We start from the raw sequence: 24,060 nt of genomic DNA on the forward strand, positions 1-24,060 counted from the left end.
TATGCTAAAAGAAAAAAAGTATGAAAAAAATAATATTAATAATCTGTTGGGCACTTGCAGGGCTAGGATTATACAGCTGCTCTCTTGATGAACCAAGTTATGGTAAAACGACAAGTGATAATTATTACCAGAAAGAAAGTGATATTGAACAGGCGTTGACTGGGGCTTACCTGCAATTGCGCACAACCTGGAACGAATATGCATTGAATCACTATTTTATAGGAGATTGTACTACCGATGATGCATTAAAAGGTGGCGGTGGCGACGGTGACCGTGGTGAAGTACGCGACTTGGCGAATTTTACGATTTATACAACCAATGGCGAGGTAGGTCGCCGCTGGGAAATTTTATATAGGTTGATTAACCGCTGTAACGATGTTATTCATTATGCCCCGAATGCAATAGGTGACAAAGAGACGTTGACCCGTTATGCAAATGAGGCGAAAGCATTGAGAGCATTTGGTTATTATTGCCTTGTCACTACATTTGGTGAAGTCCCTTTGTTGACAGAACCTATGCTGCCCGCTGAAATTCTGATGGTTCCCCGTTCTCCGGTAGAAAAAGTATACGAATTTATTATCGATGACCTGACTGCTGCATCTGAACTTCCTGCAAAAGGATTTTATGGGGCGGAAGATGCTTATCGGGTGACACGTGGTTTTGCAAAGACTATGCTTGCAAAGACCTATATGTTTAAAGGTGATTTTAGTTTGGCAGAAGCTGTATTGCATGATATTGTCGAGGTAGATAAGGATTATAGCCTACTTTCAGATTATGGAATGAATTGGCGTCAGGAATATGAAAATGGTACGGAATCTGTGTTCGAGATATCTAATAAAGTCTATGACAAGACGATTGCTACCGGGACAAATGTTCCTCATTTCTTCACCAGCCGTCGTGTAAGCGGTTATCAGGGATATGGTTTCCATGTTCCGACACAAGACCTCTATGCTGCATTCGATGCAGATGATCCTCGTATTACTTATGTCTTTACTCAAACCGGCGACCGCTATGTGGGCGATACGGAAGATCAGGATAATGCGGAATCACAGAGCGGATATCACGACTATAAGATGACTGTTCCTATGGTTGAGAAAACGGGATTTGATGTGTGGATGATCAGTTACAATATCCGGTTGATCCGTTATTCGGATGTTCTTTTAATGTATGCCGAAGTTTTGAATGAAAATGGCAAATCGATGCAGGCATTGACTTACCTGAACGACGTCAGGAGAAGAGCCCGTGAAACGAATCCTTTGGACCCTCGTAGAGATAAACAGGCTTACGTACCGGCTGTTACATCATCCTCTCTACCGGATATTACGGAGACCAACAAAGAAAAGCTGAAAGAGATCATCTGGCATGAACGCCGTTGTGAGTTGGCAATGGAAGGATGGCGACGTGATGACCTGATGAGGCAGAAACGTTTCGGCGAGGTCATGCGCGGATATGCTGCCAAGTACAGTACGGATAAAGGTGCGAACTTCCAGGATTCAAGAGACTATCTCTTACCGATACCACAAGGGGAAAGAGATAAGAGTCAGAATGTTCTTTCACAAAATCCGGGATATTAAATCTAATTATAAATAGAAGGGCGGATTATATTCGCCCTTTTTTAACCTTCTAATCATGAAAAAGATCGTATTGATTTTATTGGCCGGGATCTTGTCGACCGGCACATCCGTTCAAAGTCAGGTGAAGCAAAAAGAGATTCGTCTTGTACAGTATATGCCGAATATGCCTTTCCCTTATAAGATGAAAAACTGGAAAGATATTGCCACACAGCAGGATAAGTTATTTTATGATTTCAATGCTAAAGGGCAAAACCTTCCTCTTATCTGGTGGGATAACTCGCAGGTTAATTTCCCTTTCCGGACATTCGGGCTTCCCAGTTATGTGGATAAAAGGCGTTTGGGAGGAAACACCTATGAATCGTTGCCGACAATGGGTTCCCTGATTAGCGCGAGTTTGCTCAAGATAGATAAAAGTAACTATCAGGGAGAAGATTATGTGACAATGATACGTCAGTTCTTTAATAAGAAGAATGGGACAAACCTTATTCTAAACGGACTGAACAGGAAGGCCGGCGAAAGTTTCTGGTATGAGATATGGCCTGCAATGGCTTATTCCATGCTGGTCGATTTATATCCGGCCAAAGAAGAAATGCAGGAGCCGATGAAAATAACTGTGGATAACTGGCTCGAAGCAATCGATGATTTAAGCCAGGGAAGAGAATACCCTGATTTTAACTTTACGGCATTTGACTTTAAGAACCGTAAAGGGTATCATAATAATGTATGGCGTGAACCCGATGCAGCAGCCGGGCTTGCATGGCTGCAATATATTTCCTGGATAAAATACGGTGATCGGAAGTATTTGGATGCGGCTCGTCGATGCATGGCTTTTCTACAGAACCGTCAAGAAGCGGAAGGAACCTTTTATGAGATCATGATGCCTTATGGTGCATACCTGGCTGTCAGAATGAATGCAGAACTGGGTACTCATTATGATGAGTTGAAAATGTTGAACTGGTGTTTTGACGGAAACAATTCCGATCGAGATGGATGGGGAGTAATGTGTGAACGTTGGAATAAATATGATGTGCATGGACTGGTAGGACAAAAGAAAGAAGAACAGTATGCCTTTGCTATGAATACTTTCTCACAGGCTGCAGCACTCGTCCCTATTGTCAAATATAATCCGGCTTATTCTGCAACAATCGGTAAATGGATTTTGAACCTGGCTAATGCATGCCGTTTGTTTTATTCGGATGAACACCCCCGTAACCGTCAGTCGAGTTCTATCTGGCTGGGAGACCCTCAGCATGTAATATGTTATGAAGGTTTGAGGAAGGATCTGGAACATGGTAATCATTTCGAACCTTTTCAGGGGTTATTGGCTGAAGAAGGTCCTTATGCGATAGGCGACCAGGTAAAAACAATGTCGTCTGCGACAGATATCTGCCTGTATGGTTCGGCATGGGTAGGAATGCTGGCGGCTATTGTCGACACGACCGATGTGGAAGGTATTCTTCAATTGGATTGTAATGCCACCGATTTCTATTCCGACAGGAAATATCCGACCTATTTAATCTTCAATCCTTATTTTGAAGACAAGACCGTTACTTTGAACCTGGATGTCGAAGCACCTGTCGACCTGTATGATTTGGTGTCGAAGCAGTATCTCCGGAAAAATTGCCAGGGAAAAGTGGCCATTTGCTTACAGGCCGATCAAGCGGTAACGATTGTTTGCCTCCCTTCTTCGGCTGTCAGGACAAAGAAAAAAGGAAAGTTGATGATCGGTCAGGATGTGATCGACTATTCTCTGTAACATATTTAGCCTATTTATTCTAAATATATTCTTTATATTTGTCACTGTTCTAAGTGCCATAAATAAGATACACTTGCATGAAAAGTTCGCTGGTAATAAAAATATGTTTCATTCTTTTTGTTTCATGTTTCTCTCCGGAAAATATCAGTGCTTCTAACCTTTTGAAATACATTTCAAACATAGACGGGTTGACAAATAATTCGGTTAATTGTATTTTAGAGGATAATGAGCATACTATCTGGGTAGGAACATGGGATGGACTGAATGCGTTCAATGGGAGAGATATACTCACTTTCAGATATAGTAAAAGTAATCTGAACTCGATCAGTAATAATATTATCAGGCAGCTCATAGAAAAAGAAGATTATTTGTGGATTGCAACAGATAATGGTATAAACCGCTTGAATAAGAAGACACATCAAATAACCCGCTATTATCTGCAAGCGGATAATAAAATACCCAATCAGGAAAAATCATTTATTCTGGGAAACATAGGAGGGAAAGAGATCATTTGTTTTGTCAGGGGGAAATATTTGTTTCGTTACGATGAACAGACAGATGAATTCAATCCGGTAAAAACGACTTTTACGGATACGGTAAAAGATTATTGTACGGATGATACCGGGAATATTATATTCTTGTTTGAGAATGGAAATGTAAAACAGTTGAATTACAACCGGATACAAGGTGAGCTTAAGGAGGCGGATTTACAGTCTGTCTCCACGGCTGGCCCTGTAAATAAGATATTCAGATCGAACGGCACCCTCATTTTGAATGAGGGGAATATCCTGTATCTACTCAATCCTGATTTTACTGTTTCACATTGTGTAGAACTGGATATTCGTAATTCGGTTTCACAGACGGTATTATTAGGTAAGAAGCTTTATATTAGTTTTATAGAAGGAGGGTGTATCGTCTATGATCTGGATGGAAAGACCTATTCGTATCTGGATGAACTGCCCAGGCAGCTATCTGTGTTTACTATTTATCCGGGTAGCCAGGGTATATTATGGATCGGTACCGACGGGCAGGGATTAGCACAATTGTACTCGTATAATTCTATCTTCCGGACGGTTCACACGCTTCATCCCGTAAGAAGTTTCTGTGAAGTCGATGATAATATATTGGTAGGAACAAAAGGTAGCGGAGTAAAATTACTGAATACGGAGACAAAGCGACTGTCTGATTTTCTGGATGAGAGTAAAGGGTTGATATCCAACTCTGTGTACACGATGAGGAAGAACGGATCAGATGATGTATTTATCGGTACGGAAGGGGCGGGTATTAATATCCTGGAGGCTGGAACCGGTCGATTATTGAAACTGAAAGTCCCGGATAAGTATCCGGCGTTTAAAGCCGTTTACAGTATTTGTTTTACGAATAACGACTCGCTGCTCTGGATAGGAACTTCCGGTTATGGATTAATTAAAATGAATATTTCGAAAGAAAATGGTGTATATAAGGTAGATGGTTTCCGGCAATATACTTCATCCGATAAAAACAGTTCATTGAATAATGACGTGGTTTATGCTATTACCTCAAGCCCCGATGACCGTTTTTTATGGTTTGGTACACGGGGCGGCGGATTGAACCGGATCGATATTCCCAACAACGGAATCTGCTCACTGGAAGATATCGATACGAATATTTTACTGACCAATAATGACGTATTGTCTTTATTATATGATGAGAATAATATCTGGATAGGAACTAGTTATGGGTTAAACAGGCTGGATAATCAGGGGGGGGATCTTCAACTTTTCCAATATGCCAATGAACAGCTGAACAACAAGACAATCCATGGCATATTGAAGGGAGATGACGGGAATATCTGGTTTAGTACGAATCAGGGATTATCCAATCTGAATATCCCGGATAATAAGATTGAAAATTATACATTTAGGAACGGACTGCAAAACGATGAATTTTCGGATGGTGCTTATTTTAAGGACAGTAGAGGATTTTTATATTTTGGAGGCGTAAGTGGATTAAGTTACTTCAATCCGCAAAATATGCATTTACGTGAGTTTACACCTCCGCTCGTCCTCAGCAGTCTGAAGATTTACGATAGTGTCCAGAATATCCATGACAGGATAAAACAGGATGTCTTGAAACTCAATTATGAGGAGAAGTTCGTGACTTTTACGTTTATCGCTAAAGACTTCATTAATAATGATAATTGTGAATATGCCTATCGGTTGAAAAATCATTCGGATAACTGGATTTATGTAGGTAATAATCCCAATATAGTTTTTACCCAACTTCCACCGGGAAAATATCAGCTTGAAGTGAAGAGCACCAATGGCGATAAAGTTTGGGGTGACAATACTTATAAGCTGATTATAAAGATGGGATATCCGTGGTGGTTCAGTATCCCGGCTTTGGTTGTCTATGGGGTCTTGTGTTTAATTCTATTTTTCATTACCAGGTCTGTGATAAAGAATCGCATCCGCTTAAACCGCCAGGTGTTGATTGCACAGATAGAGAAACAGCATGAACAAAAGTTTTACGAGTCGAGACTGAATTTCTTTACCAATGTGGCTCATGAATTCTTTACCCCGTTGACATTGATCTATACTCCTGTCCAGTATTTGTTGGAACAGTCGGGGCTGGATAAAGAGACGGAGAAATATTTGTTGATTATAAAAAATAACGCAGAGCGGATGCAAAAGCTGATTAGTGAACTTATGGAATTCCGTAAGACTAAGTCCGGTAATATGGATTTGCATCCAGAAAATATGGAGGTCGAGTCATTTATAGAGTCTGTATCCGGCAATTATGTGGATATACTGAAGGAAAACAAGATCGATTTCAAGATCGATATACATGATACCACTCAGATCTATTCGGACCGGAATGCTTTGGAGAAGATTGTTTTCAATCTTTTATCCAATGCTTTTAAATATACTCCGGGTTATGGATATATCCGTTTGGAAGTATTTCAGGATGCGACTCAAAACAATAGACTGCATTTGATTATTCGAAATTCGGGGAAAGGGTTAACCGAACAGCAGATGTCCGAAATTTTCGATAAGTTCAAAATCTTTGATACGCCGCGTTTGAATAACTCAGTCAGTAACGGGATCGGTCTGAACCTGACCAAAAGCCTGACCGAATTATTGGGAGGAGAAATAAAAGTAAATAGCGAATTGGGTAAGTATGTCGAATTCCAGGTAAGTATTCCATCTTTATCTGTGGATAGTTCTTCTATTATAATTGATGAAGAAGTCATACAAAAAGAACAAAAAATGGGAAAAGAGCCGGAACTTCATAAGGAAGTGAAGGTCCTGATCGTAGAAGACGAGAAAAATATCCGGAGTCTGTTGAAGGATATTTTATCGGATTATGATATACGGGAGGCAAATAATGGCCTGGAAGCCCTTAAGGAAATAGAGAAAAATCATCCGGACATCATCATTAGTGATATGGTTATGCCCGATATGGACGGAATCACTTTGATCGACCACCTGAAATCTGATGTAAAGACAAGCTATATCCCGATTATTGGAATATCGGCGAAAGCATCGGTCAGCGATCAGGTCAATGCTTATAATCATGGGGCGGATGCCTATATAGGAAAGCCTTTCCATCCGCGGCAAATCATATCGACCATAGAGAATCTGTTGTCGAGGCAGGCTCTTTTAAAGGACTATTTCAATTCGAGTCTGTCGTCTCTGAAGGTCAAAGACGGATTTATTCTTCATCCGGAAGACGAGGCTCTTATCCAAAATGTAACTGATTTTATCAATGAGAACATAGATGACGAGGCGCTTAGCCCTTCTGCTGTTGCCGATTTCATTGGAGTAAGCAAAGCTACTTTATATCGTAAGTTTAAGGAAATAATGGATAAAACTCCCAGTGAGTTTATTAGAAATATCCGATTGGAATATGCTGCTAAATTATTGCGGAGTACAAAATTTACCGTATCGGAAATTATGTTTAAATCCGGATTTTCCAATAAGTCTTATTTTTATCGTGAATTCTTAAAACAGTATGGCGTATCTCCTAAAGATTATAGGAATCAGTAAGAAACAAAAGAAAAGAGGAAATCCTGTTAAAGGATTTCCTCTTTTGTATTCATTACCAACCGGTAGGTTGGCTGATGTTCGGGTTGGCTGTCACTTCCTGTTGTGGCAGTGGCCATGAATCGTATTTAGGAAATATACAATTACGTGTTTCAATTGTAACGTATGAATTGTCATTGGGGTTCCAGGCTCCGTAAATTGTGCCTTTCATCACTTCGTTTCCGATGTTCCAACGGCGGATATCATCGTAGCGTTTGCCTTCGAAGCTAAGTTCAATACGGCGTTCGCGACGGTATAATTCACGTACTTTTTCCTGTGTATTGTAAACCGATTTATCCATATTCGGCATACCGGCGCGATGGCGGATCATATTAATGTATTTTTCTACATCCGGATTTTGCCAGTCTCCTGTTTCTACCAGGCATTCAACGTAATCCAATAACACTTCTGCGTATCGGTAGATCATGAAATCAAGGCTACCTCCCGCTGATGCGCGATCTTGCTCGTCGATATACTTTTTTACTAAATAACCGGAACGGGATGCTCCACTCTTTCCTATGTAGTCACTACTATTGGGATTAAACGGCTCAAATGTGTAATTGGAGATCGACGTATTATCGTTCGGCAGTAAAATCGTTGCATACAAACGAGGGTCTCTTGCTTTATATAACGGATCTTTTTGATATTGTTCGCGTTCTGATGCCGGAAGAGACTGGATTGTTTTTCCATCAATTGTTTCGTATGTATCGATCAATGATTTTAATGGTGCACTTACGCCCTGTCCTCCCAGTATGGTAGACATATTTCGAAACCATATATTATCCAATCCGTTGGATTTGAACATTATTCGTTCTTTGTTCTGCTCGCCCACATAACTGAACAAATCGTGGTAGTTTTTACCGGGATCATCGTTTTCCGAAGATGAATAATAGAGTTCAAAAACACCGGAGTCGATTAATTTTTTTGCCGCATCTTTTGCTATATCGTATTGATGGAATTGTAGGTTAATATCCATTTTCAATGCTAAAGTGGTAGCTTTTGACATACGATCGCGACGTCCTTCATCCCATAAGAAAGGAAATACATCATTATCTGTAATACTCAGTACTTCATCCAATTCACGATTGATAAATTCCAGACATTCGTTGACGGTATTACGAGCTTTGTAGATGTCGACTGGCAGCAATGATTCTTCTACAATAGGTATACCATCGTTGCGGCCATACCAGTTGAGTAAACGGATATGGTACCATGCACGCCAGATCTTAGCTTCAGCCTTCATTCTTGTACGTTCTCTTTCATCTGCAAAATATGCATTATCAACGTGCTCCAGAAAACGGTTACAGCGTCGTATGCGAAGATAATAGTTTTTCCAGGCATCAAAATAATACTCCCAACCGGTCGGTTTGTTGTTGTCTGTGGGAGGTACGAGCGAACCATTACCTAAGTTAACTATACGTTGGTCGAAATTAGAATAAAAGTACATGTTATCGGTTGCTCCTTCCAGGAAGACAAGGCTCAATTCATCGCCTCCCCACGCACCTTTTATCCAAAGCTTGCATTGATCTAATGCCGCAGAGCATTCGTTCATGGTGGCCCAAAATTGGTCGTCGGAAACCTCTGTTGGATGATTTCTTTCCAAAAAATCATTACATCCGCTAAAAATTGACATTGTGCAGGATAGTAATGCTATTTTTACTGTTGATATTGTATTCAGTTTCATAATTTGAAATTTATAATCGGATTAGAAATTAAGACTTACACCCGCAGAATATGTCCGGACAAGCGGATAAGAACCTCTTTGACCGCGGTTTTCCGGATCTGTTAGCTTTTCTTTTGCAAAAGTGAATGGGTTTTGTGCATTTAGATACACATAAATATTAGTGATCCCAATTTTCTTTAGTCCCAACTGATCGAATGTATAGCCTAACTGTATGGATTTAACACGGCAGAAACTGGCATCAAAATACCAGAAGTCGGATGTGTGATAATTATTTCCATAAGAAGAATTAGGAGCAAGTCGCGGATAACGTGCATTGACATTTTCCGGAGTCCAGTAGTCCAGTTGTGCTTTCAATGGAGTAGATCCGTCACCGGATGTGTTCAGACCAAATGAAAAAGGTTCCGAGTAATAAGCATCCACACCCGTTACACCCTGAAACAATACATCCAGACTCCATTTTCTATAATTTAAAGAAATATTGGCAAAGTAACTTAGATTTGGTTGTTCCGAACCTCTGATTTCCCGGTCACCTGTTGTAATTTTACCATCATTGTCTCTGTCAATGTAATGAATATCACCAGGCTGCTGGCCATCGAAAATAACAACACCTTCTTTGGGTATCCATTCTCCGGCTTCATTTTTAGTGAAATCACTTTCTTGTAGTAAGCCGTTGGTAGGATAAATATAATAACTGTCTAAAGCGTATCCTATCTGATTGATTCTATTTCCCTTGTCATAAGGAGCTCCGAATAATTCTTCAATTTTATTCTTGTTTTGGGATAGGCCTCCATGAATGTTGAAACCAAAGTCTTTTGTTAGTTGTTTTCCATAATTCACATCCAGTTCCCAACCTCTGTTACGTACCGTTCCTGAGTTGATAGGAGCAGAGCCGATGCCACCGATAAAGGAAATAGGAGGTTCTATAATCATATCGGTTGTTTTCTTGTCGTAATATTCGAATGTAACGGCAAAGTCTCTGAATAAACGGATATCTGTACCGATATTTAACATATGTACTGTTTCCCATGTGATATCCGGATTTCCGAATACTGTTTCATTACCATTTGTCCCATCGATAAGCGTCTGATATTTGTATAACCCGATATTCTCATTACCGAGTAATCCGTAAGAAGCTCTAAGTTTGAATTCGTTCAGTTTACTCTTGAGTGGTCTCATGAATGCTTCTTCATGAATATTCCATCCGGCTGCAACAGAGGGGAATACTCCGAATTTGTTACCTTTATCAAAACGGGAAGAACCGTCCCGTCGAATTGTCCCTTCTATCAGGTAACGACGGTCGTATGTGTAATTCGCTTTTGCAAATAAAGAAGCCATGGCCCATTGATCCCAGTCACCGTCGTTCGTTAACTCCTGATTGTATCCTCCGATAGCGAACAGACGGTGCTTTTTGCGTTCTAAAGTATATTCTGCAGTAGCTCCGATATAGTAGTAGCTGGAACGTCCCTTTTCCGCTCCGTGATAAGCCGACCATGTTTGCAAGAATGCTCCGGAATTGTAATCGAAGAAATTCCAGGCTGCACGTTCCTCTCTCTTGGCACTACTGCTTACCCGATAAGAATATTGGCCACGTAAAACTAAATTCGGGATCACTTCCCAACGGGGAGCAATATTGATACTGACATTGTCTTCCAGATAATTTCTGATACCTCCACGTTCCATCAAAGCTGCCGGGTTTCGTTGTTCCGGACGGTTTCCATAATAGACTTGATTGTTACCCTCTTTCATCGGATAACGTGCTACTGTTGTAGGAGGTGTTGAATACAGATAATCCAATACGCCTGTTAATGGTTCGTCCCGGTTGGTACGGTATGAATTGAAGTCCATGTTTACAGATAAATTATCTAACAGGCTGACAGACGTGTTTGCCCGAATATTCAGTCGGTCTGAATTCGTGTTATCTATCAATGCGTCATTTTTCAGATAATTGGCCGTCAAGGCAAAACGTGCCAGGTTACCACCTCCCGATACGGAAACGGAATGACTTTGAACAGAACCGTTTTTAAACATATAGTCAGTCCAATCGGTATTCGGATAATTGATAGGATCTTCTCCGGAAAGTGTTTTAGTGATCGCATCGTCGCTAAAAGTCGGCGAACCTCCGATATTTTTCTGGGCTACGTTGACCATTTGCATGTATTCTGCCGCATTGGCGAATTCCGGAAGATAGGTTGCTTTCTGAATACCGTAGTAACCATTGTAAGAGACATTAATCTTACCCGGTACACCACGTTTTGTCTTTACGACAATAACACCATTTGCTGCACGTGAACCGTAGATCGCTGCTGCCGCCGCATCCTTCAAAACGGTAATACTTTCAATGGTGTTTGGATCCAAGTTATTCATATCCATGGGGACTCCGTCGACCAATACCAACGGATCGCTGCTTCCCAGTGTAGAGATACCACGTATTTTAATCGAAGCACCATCTGCTCCCGGCAGGCCGGAACCCTGTGTCACATTTAAACCGGTGATACCACCCTGTAATGATTGCGACAGATTTGTGATAGGGCGGCTGTTCAGGTTTTTGGAAATGTCTAACGAAGCGACAGAAGAGATCGAGTTTAACTTCTTTTCTTCTGAGAATCCCGTTACAATCACTTCGTCCAACTCCTCTGTGTCTTCCGACATGGAAACAGTCAGGTTACTGATTGCACGGTTGACGACATATTCTTGTGGTTTGAAACCAAGATAATTGAAAATCAGAATGTCACCTCGTTTGGCCTTAATTGAAAAATAACCGTTCTGGTCGCTTACTGTGCCTAAAGAAGTGTTTTTAATAGTAATATTTACGCCGGCCAAAGGAAACGGAGGTTCCGAATTTTCCAGAACCTGACCCTGAATAGTCCAGGCCCTGTCATCTGTCTGGCTAACGGCAGGTTGTTCGTTTTCTTTTCTGGCGATAGCAATATAATTATCTATCTGTTTGAAAGTATAGTTGTTACCGAGCACAGCCGTCAATGCCTCTTTTATGTCTGAAGTACGAATATTGACAGATACGCTTTTATCACCTGCCAGCTCTTCCGTACTATAGGCGATTTTAATACCGGATTGCTGCGATATAGCATCCAGTATTTTTTCTATCCGTGCATTTTTGAAAGATAGGTTTAAAGGATGATTTTGTTCTAAAAGCGATTCAAATGCATGTGCACTAAAAGAAACTGTTGATAATAAGCCACTAAGTAATAATAAAAATAATGATCGTTTTAAGACTTTTTGTGCTTTGTAAAAGTCTTCCGATATTCTTTTTTCCATAAATTTGTAATTTACAGGTTAAACGAAAATGAAACTATTGTTTTTAATCTGTTACAGAGGCGGTATCTGATCCATACTGCCTTTGTTGTTTTTCATAATAAATATTTTCTACGTCATTTCTCCTCCTTTATTTTTTTAATGTTAATAGTATTAGTTCCTGTTCTCTCTAGCTTGACTTCTGAAGTATAACTGATAACTTCCAGCAACTTGTCAAGGTCTGTATCTTTTTCGGCAATCAGTGAGTAGCGGTTGTTTTTCAAATTCTCATCCTGATAAACCACTGTAAAGTCATACCAAAGTTGAAGTTTGTTGATTATTTCATCCAGTGTTGCATGTTTGAAGATGTATTTGCCGTCGATCCATGAGGTATAAAGTTCGGTATCCACTATCCGGATATTTGTCCGGTCGTTTTCTTTGTTATAGGTAAACTGTTCGGAAGGTGTGATTATCTGTGTGTCCCCCTGATTAGCACGCACTGAAACAGAGCCTTCGATTAAGGTTGTACTTATTGTTTTGTCTTTTGCATAAGAACAAACATTGAAAGTCGTTCCCAATACGTTTATTTCCATTTCGTTGGCTTTTACAATAAATGGTTTCTCCTTGTCTTTTGCTACTTCAAAGAAGGCTTCGCCTATTAAAGTTACTTCTCGTTTGTTTCCTGTAAACAATGTCGGGTAGATCAATTCTGATTCGGAGTTTAAATGAATGTGAGTTCCATCGGAAAGGATCAGTTGATACGTTTTTCCTTTTGGGATGATAATATGATTATTCTGTATTTTATTCTCAGCAATTTTGTCTTTTGTTTCATAAACGAGCTTTTTTTCAGCATCATTTTTTATGGTGATATGTTTTTGTTGTCTGGCAAACGATCCTTCGTTCAACTTGATCGTTTCTCCATTCTCCAGTAATAAAGTCGGTTGGTCATAATCATTCACATTGACTTTACTGATAGGAGCTGTTTGGTGCTCATTGGTAAAGAATACGATGCCTATGGAAAGAACAATGGCAAGCATTGCCGCATAGCCCAGCCATAAAAATATGTTTTTCTTTTTATGGACTGTTTGTTTTTGGATGTTTTGCCAGGCTTTGTCTACATCATACGTTTGTTCTTTTGTTTTTAGTGACGTTTTCTGATACAATCTTTGGATTTTTGCATACTCTGCCTGGTTCGCGTCAGACTCCTCCAACCATTTTGACAGGCAGAGCAGTTCTTCTTCAGTGGCTTCACCTGCCAGGGATGAGAGAATTATTTGATATATTGTTTCAGATGTCATTTTCTTCCTTTTTGTATATTGACAATTGAGGAAGGGAAAATGGGTAGGTGAAATCAGAAAAAAATCAGAAAAAATAAAAATGTGAGATGCTTTAGTTCTTCACGCATGATTCGGAAAGCTTCTCCTAAATGATATTTTACAGTGTTTACAGATATTTCGGAAACATCGGCTATCTCTTTATAACGTAGTCCACTGACGCATTTCAAAAGGAATACTTTCCGGCATTTATCAGGAAGTTTCTGCAAGGCCAGTTGTACCTCTTTCTGATATAAAAAGTCCTCTTCTTCATTTAGCTGGTCACTCCATTCATCCGTCAGAGTCGCGATGAAATCTTCTTTGATGATCTCTGATTTGTAGTAGTTTATACAACTGTTCTTTATAGAACGGTAAGCGTATGGTAAAAAGGTCTCCTGTGATATCGAAAGATGTTTTTTCTCCCAGACAGAAATGAAAAATACCTGAACAATATCTTCCCTGACTTGGCTGTCGGCAATATATTTGCCGGCATAATTGCAAAGATGAGAATAATATTCCCGGAATAATTTTTCAAAAACTTGTCCGTCTGCTATTCGCATAAATAGTTTGTTCTCTAATAAATGTGTAACAATCCGTAAGTATTAGCTACAATCTTTAGCTGTGCTGCTTTGAATTTCTGTTGAAATCGTAAACTTTCCTTATACTTTAACTGTGTATATTTTTGTGTTATTTATATTAGTTCTATAAGAACTAATGCTTATGCATGGATGTAACAGTCTGATAACCAATAAATGATTTGTTGGTTGAGTAAATTATTATCGTATGAAAGTTGTTAGTTTATATGATCGTTAACAAAAGAATATTACAAGGTGGGATTATTCTTCAACATTTAACCTATCATTTCAAAAATAGACTATATTTGCATACTGTGGTACATAGTTCTTATAGAACTATTGCAATTCGTCCCTATTGATATTATTTATTTACCTTTTGTAAATAATTGGTTTCTAGGTAATAATATGATATAATTCGCTTTGTCGTATTCTTTCTTTGTACCTTGGCTGTTTATAATTTTCTATATTAATCTTTTTCAACATTCTAAATAGCCCATCCGGAAATAAACTATACGACAGTGAATATGTTATCTAAATAGAACCATTTATAAACATATAAAACATGAAATTTTTTATCGACACGGCGAACCTGGATCAGATTCGGGAAGCAAACGATTTAGGCGTATTGGACGGTGTTACTACCAACCCGTCTTTAATGGCCAAAGAAGGGATCAAAGGAGTGGAGAACCAGCGTGCACATTATCTAAAGATTTGTGAGATCGTAGACGGTGATGTCAGTGCGGAAGTAATATCTACCGATTATGAAGGGATGATTAAAGAGGGTAAGGAACTGGCTGCCTTGAATCCGCATATCGTAGTGAAAGTTCCTTGCATAGAAGCCGGAATCAAAGCGATCAAACATTTTTCCGATGAGGGAATTCGTACCAATTGTACATTGGTCTTTTCCCGTGGGCAGGCTCTTTTGGCGGCAAAAGCAGGAGCGAGTTATGTTTCTCCTTTCGTAGGCCGCCTGGATGATATTTCCAGCGATGGTATCGAACTGGTGAAGAAAATCGTAGAGATGTATACCTATTATGGATACGAAACCGAAGTGCTTGCTGCTTCCATCCGTAGTACACAGCATATTATTCAGTGTATCGAGGCGGGAGCCGATGTGGCAACCTGTCCGCTGGCTGCTATTAAAGGCCTGTTGAAACACCCGCTTACAGATAGCGGTCTGGCTACTTTCCTGGCTGATTATAAGAAAGTGAACGGATAACAGAAACATATCAGACTTCATGAAGGTGTGTTCGGTTTATTTATTTTTGACACATCTTCATGAAGTATTTATGCAAAATACAACTTTCAAAATCACTTTTCCGGATCGCGTTCGAACTTTATTCCTTTCAACTTTTTGTTGATTACTTTGGAGGCACGGAAATTAAGACCTTTCACTGTGATAGACTCCGCACGTATTTCATTCTTCTTTTCGGTCGGATCACTTTCAGCCGAGACGGAAAAAGTCCCGAAATCATTCAAGCAAACATCAAACCCTTGTTCCAGGAGGTCGATAATACTGTCCTCGATCAACGTCCATGAATATGATAACTGAGCCCGAAGAGGAATCGAACCGTGCGAAATATAGTCGAAGAACTTCTCTTTGTGGATCGTTCCGCGGCTGATTACCTGTGGATAATAGCCTTTTACTTTTTCCCCTTCCTTATTCAGGTTGTCACAGATGGGGGTAAATTTATACCTTATACTCATTGTGTCATATCTATATTAGATTATACAAGTTCTGTTTAACAGATTAACTACTGCAAGATAGGCTTTTATTTTCATAACCCCGATAAATATTCATATAAATCCCGAAATCTTTAAGTGTATAGAAGTGTTCGAAATTGTATAGCGAAGTAACCGGAAGTGTATAGGGAAGTATTTTCCGGTATGTAGACAAGTACTATATATACTGTACACTATATACTATATAAGTAGTACATAATACTTATGATAAGGTGTACAGGTTATTATTTATAAATAGTACAGTATATATAGTAGTTATCTGCATGAAAAGAAATACTTCTTTATAGAGTAAAAAGCAGTTCTTTATAAGGGAAGAGTTAGTTCTTTGAAGAACAGAAATTATGAATCCCTTTACCAAATCAATCCTTTCCCGGATATTCGTATCCGGGAGCGTACCCTTTTTGATTGGTGTTATTCTGTTTTCAGCGAATTGACCGGATTTCCCGAAGCGGCTTTGTAAGTATGCCAACTGACAGTCAATAACGTGATGAATAACACGATAATGCTACTCAATAGAAAATGGAAGACCGATATATCGGTATGATATACAAAGTTTTCCAGCCAGCGGTTGAGAAAAAGCCAGCTAATAGGAACGGCTATAACGAAAGCTATTCCGATCCAGCCAACAAACTGTTTGTTTAACAGGTACATGACCTTTAGCGTACTGGCTCCGTTCACTTTCCGTATACCAATTTCTTTCTTGCGCTGTTCCGTGGCATATAGAGCCATACCGAACAGGCCGAAACAAGTCAGGAAGATACTGATCAGCGAATACATGATCATTAATTCCGCCAGCTCGGTTGTCCGGCTGTTGCGTTGCATAAACTCCTTAAAGACATCCTGGTAAGTGAAGTGTTGTCCCGGATTCATCTCTTCCCATATCTTTCCGATGGCAGCGATGATTTGCTGACGTTCTTTCCCCACTTTGATTTCTGCAAAGGAATATCTTTTGTCGTCATCCTGCCCAATGTAAATAATGCTGGGGAAAACATCTTCTTCAAGCGAATTGGCAAATATATTTTCGGTAATGCCGGCAATAACCGGTTGGGGAGAATCACTGCTCTTTCCATATTGTTCATTATCCTTGTCGTATTTGCTTAGTAGCTGACCAACCGGGTCTTCTCCGGGAGGAACCTGAAGGTCTGCATATTTTCGGGTGATGTAAACCGGAGTTTGGTATTGTACGAGTGCCCTATCCGGCTCTATTCCCTCTATAAGATTGATTTTGAATGTTTTCAGAAAGTCACGTCCTCCCATATACTGTGCTTTCATATAAATGCTTTCGCTGCCGTCGGGATTCTTGACATTCACGGTAGTAAGTCCCATATTTAGTAAAGGACCGCCGCTGAGTGTAACATTTTCTACTCCGGGTAACTTTTTGATTTCGTGCACAAATGCCGGTAAGTAAGAATTGTCTGTTCCCCAGTTGCCTACCTCTATCAAGTCACGATAACCTTCTCCGCCTTTTTGTGTAAAACGAAGCTGGCTGTTTACCGTGAACGTCGCGATGATCAATCCGATGGATACGGTATATTGTGCGATGGAAAGAGCGGTAACAATCTTTCTTCTTTTATTTCCAGTGAAAAACTCACGGTAGCCGGAGGCGGACAACTTACTTATCTTCCGGCTTATATAAATGGACGGAATCATGGATAAGAGGAAGATAAACAGGATGATAACCGGAAAAGCCTGCTTGTTGAAGAAGAAGGAGGTATGTATATTTCCGGAGACGATAGAGTTGAATACCGGAGTTAAGTCGTGCGTAATCAACAGAGATAAGAGGAAGGCCGTAATAACAGTCAGGAATGTATCGAGGAATAGCTGTTGGTTGATATCCTTTTTCGTCGCACCCATCAGTTTCTCGGTATGAATCATTCGCACCTGTTGCAATAGGCGGGAGAAATTGAGATTGATATAATTGAAGCAGGCGATCAGCAGGATTAGAACGGCTGAAATCATTCCCACATAAAGCAATGTCTTCTGGCGGCTGTTGAGGAATGTGAAACCTTCCTGTGTGTATTTTCGGAAATAACTTTCCTGTAAGGTATAAAACTGGTATTTCCCATCTGGGACAAACGTATGCAGTCCGTCTTTATTTATCTGTTCGGCAAACTTGTCTGTGTCGATGGGACGGTCGGTCATCAGGAGGCATAATCCGCCGTTGGTTGTGCCTCCGTTTCCGGTTAATGCCTCGAATTTGAGGTAAGACTGGTCGTGCGATTGGAGGACGGCTGCAATCTGATAGCTCGTTTCGTTGGCTTCCGTTTCAATGGTGCCGTCTTCTTTGTGTACCGTGGTCGTGCTGTTCTGGCCTGTGGTGATTATTTGGCCGATTGGGTTCTTGCTGCCAAAGTATTTTTGGGCACAGGCTTCTGTCAGCGCAATCTTGTTCGGTTGTGTCAGCGCTTCGTTCAAATCTCCCGTTACTACTTTGTAAGGGAAGAAACGGGGAAAAGACGAATCTGTTGTCACAATTGTGATAGGGTCGAAATGGTTGTTGTCTACCTTTATATAATCCATTCCGATATTATTTAATCGCAGATAGTCGATTACTTCCGGATATTTCTCCTTTATTTCGACAGGAATACTGCCGACAGTGAAGCAAACCCGCTCGCCCGGTTGCAAAGGGGAATCCTGGTCCATCATGTAGATATGACTGCGGTTCGGATTATCCGCTTCCAGGTTGTATTCATGGATGACAAAAGCAGCCAGCATATTCGTACAGGCAATGCCGATTGCCAGACTGATGATGGAAATGATGGAGAAGGTCTTGTTTCGCCACCAGCTTCGCAGGACGAGTTTAAATGCAACTGCTTTCATATTCTGATTGATATTTAGTTTATTCACTTCTTAATACTTTCACAGGATTGGCCGAGGCCGCCTTGTAGCTGTGCCAACAGACAGTCAATAAGGTGATGAACAGGACAAAAAGCCCACTTATCAGATAGATACCGAGACTTATATCTGTACGGTAGACAAAGTTTTCCAGCCAGCGGTTCAAGAGTAACCAGGTGATAGGAATGGCAATGATAAAAGCGGAACCTATCCAGGCGATAAACTGACGGTTGAGCAGTAGCATGATCTGCGGGCTGGTCGCTCCGTTCACTTTCCGTACGCCGATCTCTTTGGTACGCTGTTCGGTTGCATAGAGTGCCATTCCGAAAAGGCCGAAGCAAGTTAGAAAGATACTGATAACGGAATACATCAACAATAGCCGGGAGAGTTCGGTTGTTTTCTCGTTCCGTTGCAGGAAAGTCCTGTACACATCCCGGTAAGTGAAATATTGACCCGGGTTTACCTTGTTCCATACTTCCCGTACGGTGGCGAGAGCCTTTTCCTGATTGCCGTTGAGGCGTATATAGATATAATTGAAGGCATTGTCCGGACTGTTGTTGATCTGGATGGTGAACGGGTTTACTTCCTGTTCGAGTGTGTTGGTGTATAGATTATCGACAATACCCGCAATGGTGGAGACCGGTAGGTTGTCAGTATCGGTATAGCTTTTGTTGAGATCTTTATCGATGGAATTCAATGGTTTACCGATGGGGTCTTCGCCTTTTGTGACCAATAGTTCGACAAATTTTTCGTTGACGTAGACCGGACGTGCATATTTCTCTACTGCCTTGTCGGGAGGAAGTCCTCTTTTCAATTTCAGTTGCAATGCATCCAGAAAATCGGATTCACCGAAATAGTTGATTTGCGAGGTGTATTTTTCGTTGCCGTTTTCATCGGTGAGGACAACCTGTTGTATCCAGCTGTTTAGGATAGAACCTCCGGCAATCGATGCCTGGGCTATTTCCGGGTGTTTTTTCAGTTCGCGGGCAAAAGGACGTATGTACGAACCGTCTTCCATCCAGTCGCCTATCTCGATCAGGTTCTTGTAGTTATCGCCTCCCTGGCGGATAAAATGGAGCTGGTCGTTTACCGTCAATGTCGCGATGATGAGTCCGATGGAGATAACGTATTGTATTATGGATAAAGAAGTCACGATCTTTCTCTTCTTGTTTCCGGTAAAAAACTCACGATAGCCGGAACCTGAGAATCCGGATATCTTCCGTCCCATATAGGCCGCCGGAACGATGGATAATAATAGGATAAAGCCGCAGATAACGGGTAATGTCTGCCAGTTGAAAAAGAAAGAAGTGTGTAACCGGCTGTTCACTATCGAGTTGAATACCGGTAGCAGGTCATGTGTAATCAGCAAAGAACAAAAGAAGGCAATGATGACTGTCAGGAACGTATCCAGGAAAAGCTGCCGGTTGATCTCCTGCCGGCTGGCACCCATCAGCTTTTGCGTATGAATCATCCGGACTTGTTGAAGCAGGCGGGAGAAGTTGAGATTGATATAATTGAAGCAGGCGATCAATAGGATCAGGATGGCGGAAATCAACCCTACATAGAGTAATGTCGGCTGCCGGTAATTGATGAAATCCAGTGTCTGTTGTTTGGCTGCATGAAAATAGCTTTCCTGTAAAGTCGCCAGGTAATAGTTGCCTATATCTCCTTGTAAAGTAGGGACTTTGTCTCTTTTCAATTGTGCTTCGAAAGTTGCCTGGTCGATGGCTTTGTTCATAAGCAGTAAGCAGGGGCCTCCAAAGAAAGAATCGGTAATTCCGGTTACAGCCTCCAGGTGTAAGAAAGACTGTTCCCTGTCGGCAATGACGGCTGCAACCTGGTAAGCGTGCTCGGTGTTAGGGTTGTCTTTTGTGCCGAAGTCATCGTTGGGAAGACCGAAATAAATGATTTTACCGATCGGGTTGGCTTTCCCGAAAAGTTTCCGGGCCGTTTCTTCCGTGAGCGCCAGTTTGTCCGGTTGCGTCAAAGCCTCGTTCAGATTACCGTTCAGTACTTTGTAAGGGAAAAAGTCTGTTAAAGACGGGTCGACAGCCGTAAGGTTGATCGGGGAATGTTTTACTTGATCGACAGAGATATATTTGACCGATTGACTTGCCATCCGCAGGTAACTTTCTACTTCCGTATAATTTTCTTTAAGCATAGGCGGGATAGATTTGTCGGCATACTGTACCTTTTCTCCGGATGCCATCGGCGAATCTTGGTTAAGCATCCATATACGCTCTTTATTGGGATTCCCGTTTTCTATGCCGTATTCGTGAATGGTAAAGACGGTTAACAGGTTCGTACAGGCAATGCCTATCGCCAGGCTGGCAATAGAAATGATGGAGAATGTCTTATTCCGCCACCAACTGCGAAATACAAGTTTTAATGCGACTGCTTTCATAGATTGTATATTGTGTATTTCATGCTCTTCTTTTCAGAATGGCATTTCAAATCTATTCCCTTTCTTTCTGCGGGGCAAGGAATAAACGGAAATAATCAGGGTTCACGGTAAAATTGTCTAAATATTTGACAATGGATTATATGATAATTTTTCAGTTGACAGTTGACAAGTGACAGTTGACAGATGGGTTTCGCGTTCGGAGATAGAAAAAACTGAGTCTTTTATGAAGCTCTGCCTCATGCCGCAGGCTCTCTTTTGCCGTCGGTTTTTAACCGACGGATAGATTAAATGCTCCGGCTTTGCCGGATTCCTCTGTGGGTTTTAACCCCTTTCATATAGGAAAGAAGCCCCGTTAATAAAGGGGCTTAAGCCCACAGAGGAAGAGGCTTTGCCTCCTATCTTTTATATCCGTCGGTTAAAAACCGACGGCAAAAGAGAGCCTGCGGCACAAGGCGTTGCCTTGTAATGAAAGATAGCTCATATCTGATAATAACTGTCAACTTCAGAAATGTCTCATTTCTGATAATATTTGAACTTGACATTTTTCTCTCAATTCATAAATATGGGAAAGATTCAATGTATCTTTGTTGGTATGATAAACGGTAAGATTATAGTAGTAGATGATAATGAGGCAGTGCTGAAAACGTTGCGGGTGATTCTTTCGCGTGAGTTTAAGACGGTTGTCTGTGTCTCGGTGCCCACTTTGTTGCCTGCTTTGCTCCGGGAGGAAGATGTGGATGTCGTTTTGCTGGATATGAATTTCGGTACAGGAAAGCAGAGCGGGGGAGAGGGATTGTTCTGGCTGGATCGTATCCATGAACAGGCTAATCCGCCGGAAGTGATACTGATCACTGCTTTTGGCGATATAGAACTAGCTGTTGCTTCATTGAAAAGAGGGGCGGCAGACTTTATCGTGAAACCCTGGGATAATGAGAAGTTATTATCTACTGTCGTAGCAGCCTGGAACGCTCGTTCCGGGAGAAAACAAAATTCCTCTCGAAGGGAATCTGAATTTCTCTCGGGAGAAACTGATCCTGTCGTTACTCTGCTTGTCAATTCTCTTCTCCGGAAATATGCGACGGCCTATGGAAAACCATTTCCCGGTATTACCCCCGATGCATTACATAAATTGTCCGACATAATTCTCAATGGAGATCTCACTCTTTTGCAGCAGACCATAGAGCGTGCCGTTCTCTTATCCAACTCCTCTTTGTTGGATAGCGATGATTTCTATATGGAAGATCCGGTTTCGGCTTCCCATCCCGTTACGTTGGAAGAGATGGAGAAGCAGTTTATCCGTGAAGTATTGGCTGATAAAAAAGGAAACCTGACCCTTTGTGCCCAACAACTCAATATAAGCCGGCAAACGCTTTACAATAAGATGAAGAAATATGATCTTTCTTATTGAAAAGATCTTTAGTTCACTTTACTACGATCATCACATACTGATTTTCCTGTATTCTTTTGTTATCGAGGATATCCAGTAATTTTTGTTGCTTCGGAGAACCGGTCCGTTCCACACTTTCGCGCATTTCCGTCAGGGTGCGGATCATATAGAGATAACCGTCTGTTTGACCGTCCGGCCAGAAAGTCATTCCACCGTCGAGGTCGTTGGTAAAGCCTTGTTCCCTACGTGGAAGTACATACGTTTCCCCCTTTTCTTTTAGGTAAACGGCCTGATAGCTCAGTGTCGGTTTATATTCATATTCGAAATTCAGCCAGGAGAGGATTTTCGGGCCTTTCTTCTGGTATATACCCATGAATAAGCCTTTCCGGTTTTCGTATAATGTACGTAGCCACATTTTTTCATCTTTCACGCCTTGCCCTTCCGTATACTCTGAAAAGATGCCGGATTTTCCGAAATGAATATTATATAACGGGACGACTGTTTGCGGATCGCGTAACTGATATACCGTATCGCAGAAAGGGATCATGAATGTCATTTGATCCTGTGTTTCATTCCAATAGGCGGTCTGGAAAGACGGAATGTTATTCGTCTCTTTTCTCGAGAGTGTCGATTGCTCTTTTAACTTGAATTTGCAAAGTGTTTCCCCTTCCAGATTAAACGTCAGCAAGCTGTTTGGAATACCGGTTGAATCTTCATAATGGCTTAACATATATCCGGAAGAGGAGAATCCTACCAGTTTATCGTTCCCCTGGTTGATCAAATATTTCTTTTCTACTGTTTCCGGAAAAATATACCTGTCGATTGTTAACATTGTATCCAGAGGCGGTAGTTCGACGATCTGCGGATAAAAAGGATCCTTGGTTCCCCTGTTATTCTGATCTTTACCGCTCAATGCACAATACATGCGGGAGGTTTTTTTGTCGTAGAACAGGTTGTGTCCGTTCATTTCATTATTCCATTTGTAGGCCAATGCTTTGAACCCGTAACGTTTACTCGGTCTTCCGTTTTTCCGGTAGTAAATACGCGGATTATTGAATGTCAGGAATGCATTGCTATCCGGTATTGCAATAGCTTGCGTGACTGTATAATTGCCGTCTCCCACAATATAATAATCTATCTCTGAAGCAATTTGGCTGAGTTTTAATGGATTCCTGTCTTTGTTGAGTGCCTCTTCGAGGTCTATATGGATTGGAGTAACAGAATTATCGACCTTACCTTCATACTTAGGAGGAGTGACCGGACGGATGTTTGTCTCACTTTTTTCTTTACAACTACTTAACATACTGATGTATGCAAGACATATACAGATAATGGTAAGATAATTTTTCATGGTGTCGTTTATTATGATCGCTTCAAAAGTAAATATTATTTATTTCTAAAGCAATCATAGAAGTACGGATGATTCATATTTTTACGAAAAAATAGTAAATATATTGTTTCTTAGTGATTTAATTG

13 protein-coding genes are annotated in these 24,060 nt (G+C 40.9%); 5 read left to right on the forward strand and 8 right to left on the reverse strand.

Annotated features, from left to right (window positions below; genetic code table 11):
- The first annotated feature begins 20 nt into the window (after window positions 1-20).
- The 3 genes from BQ7394_RS02125 to BQ7394_RS02135 all read left to right on the forward strand — a co-directional run bounded on the left by BQ7394_RS02125 (window position 21) and on the right by BQ7394_RS02135 (window position 7,358).
- Complete coding sequence (locus BQ7394_RS02125; RefSeq protein ID WP_075555859.1) at window positions 21-1,574, forward strand: RagB/SusD family nutrient uptake outer membrane protein; 1,554 nt, start codon at window positions 21-23, stop codon at window positions 1,572-1,574.
- A 55-nt stretch (window positions 1,575-1,629) separates the two neighbouring features.
- On the forward strand, window positions 1,630-3,330 hold the full coding sequence (locus BQ7394_RS02130; protein ID WP_075555860.1) for a hypothetical protein: 1,701 nt from the start codon (window positions 1,630-1,632) through the stop codon (window positions 3,328-3,330).
- 77 nt (window positions 3,331-3,407) lie between these two features.
- Window positions 3,408-7,358: a hybrid sensor histidine kinase/response regulator transcription factor gene (locus BQ7394_RS02135; protein WP_075555861.1), complete on the forward strand. Its 3,951-nt coding sequence runs from the start codon at window positions 3,408-3,410 to the stop codon at window positions 7,356-7,358.
- Window positions 7,359-7,410: 52 nt separating this feature from the next.
- Here BQ7394_RS02135 and BQ7394_RS02140 read toward each other — a convergent pair whose 3' ends face one another.
- The 4 genes from BQ7394_RS02140 to BQ7394_RS02155 all read right to left on the reverse strand — a co-directional run bounded on the left by BQ7394_RS02140 (window position 7,411) and on the right by BQ7394_RS02155 (window position 14,200).
- Window positions 7,411-9,078 carry a RagB/SusD family nutrient uptake outer membrane protein gene (locus tag BQ7394_RS02140; protein WP_075555862.1) on the reverse strand — a complete coding sequence of 556 codons (1,668 nt, stop codon included), beginning with the start codon at window positions 9,076-9,078 and terminating at the stop codon, window positions 7,411-7,413.
- A 21-nt stretch (window positions 9,079-9,099) separates the two neighbouring features.
- Window positions 9,100-12,351, reverse strand: a complete 3,252-nt coding sequence (locus BQ7394_RS02145) for a TonB-dependent receptor (protein WP_075555863.1) — start codon at window positions 12,349-12,351, stop codon at window positions 9,100-9,102.
- A 113-nt stretch (window positions 12,352-12,464) separates the two neighbouring features.
- A complete protein-coding gene (locus BQ7394_RS02150; RefSeq protein ID WP_075555864.1) occupies window positions 12,465-13,625 on the reverse strand; it encodes a FecR family protein in 1,161 nt (386 codons plus the stop codon).
- A gap of 53 nt (window positions 13,626-13,678) precedes the next feature.
- Window positions 13,679-14,200 carry an RNA polymerase sigma-70 factor gene (locus BQ7394_RS02155; RefSeq protein ID WP_082211628.1) on the reverse strand — a complete coding sequence of 174 codons (522 nt, stop codon included), beginning with the start codon at window positions 14,198-14,200 and terminating at the stop codon, window positions 13,679-13,681.
- 577 nt (window positions 14,201-14,777) lie between these two features.
- Between BQ7394_RS02155 and fsa the strand changes: the two genes are divergently transcribed.
- On the forward strand, window positions 14,778-15,434 hold the full coding sequence (gene fsa, locus BQ7394_RS02160) for a fructose-6-phosphate aldolase (RefSeq protein WP_075555865.1): 657 nt from the start codon (window positions 14,778-14,780) through the stop codon (window positions 15,432-15,434).
- A gap of 92 nt (window positions 15,435-15,526) precedes the next feature.
- Here fsa and BQ7394_RS02165 read toward each other — a convergent pair whose 3' ends face one another.
- The 3 genes from BQ7394_RS02165 to BQ7394_RS02175 form a co-directional block, all read right to left on the reverse strand.
- On the reverse strand, window positions 15,527-15,922 hold the full coding sequence (locus BQ7394_RS02165; RefSeq protein WP_075555866.1) for an HU family DNA-binding protein: 396 nt from the start codon (window positions 15,920-15,922) through the stop codon (window positions 15,527-15,529).
- 447 nt (window positions 15,923-16,369) lie between these two features.
- Complete coding sequence (locus tag BQ7394_RS02170) at window positions 16,370-18,778, reverse strand: ABC transporter permease (RefSeq protein ID WP_075555867.1); 2,409 nt, start codon at window positions 18,776-18,778, stop codon at window positions 16,370-16,372.
- A gap of 19 nt (window positions 18,779-18,797) precedes the next feature.
- Window positions 18,798-21,197 (reverse strand): ABC transporter permease, encoded by a 2,400-nt coding sequence (locus BQ7394_RS02175; RefSeq protein WP_075555868.1) that lies wholly within the window; start codon window positions 21,195-21,197, stop codon window positions 18,798-18,800.
- A 592-nt stretch (window positions 21,198-21,789) separates the two neighbouring features.
- Between BQ7394_RS02175 and BQ7394_RS02180 the strand changes: the two genes are divergently transcribed.
- Complete coding sequence (locus BQ7394_RS02180) at window positions 21,790-22,605, forward strand: response regulator (protein ID WP_075556834.1); 816 nt, start codon at window positions 21,790-21,792, stop codon at window positions 22,603-22,605.
- 13 nt (window positions 22,606-22,618) lie between these two features.
- On the opposite strand, the gene BQ7394_RS02185 is transcribed toward BQ7394_RS02180, so the two are convergent.
- On the reverse strand, window positions 22,619-23,935 hold the full coding sequence (locus tag BQ7394_RS02185; protein ID WP_075555869.1) for a DUF4933 domain-containing protein: 1,317 nt from the start codon (window positions 23,933-23,935) through the stop codon (window positions 22,619-22,621).
- Window positions 23,936-24,060 lie beyond the last annotated feature (125 nt).

It is taken from the genome of Parabacteroides timonensis (genome assembly GCF_900128505.1).
GTDB lineage: Bacteria > Bacteroidota > Bacteroidia > Bacteroidales > Tannerellaceae > Parabacteroides > Parabacteroides timonensis.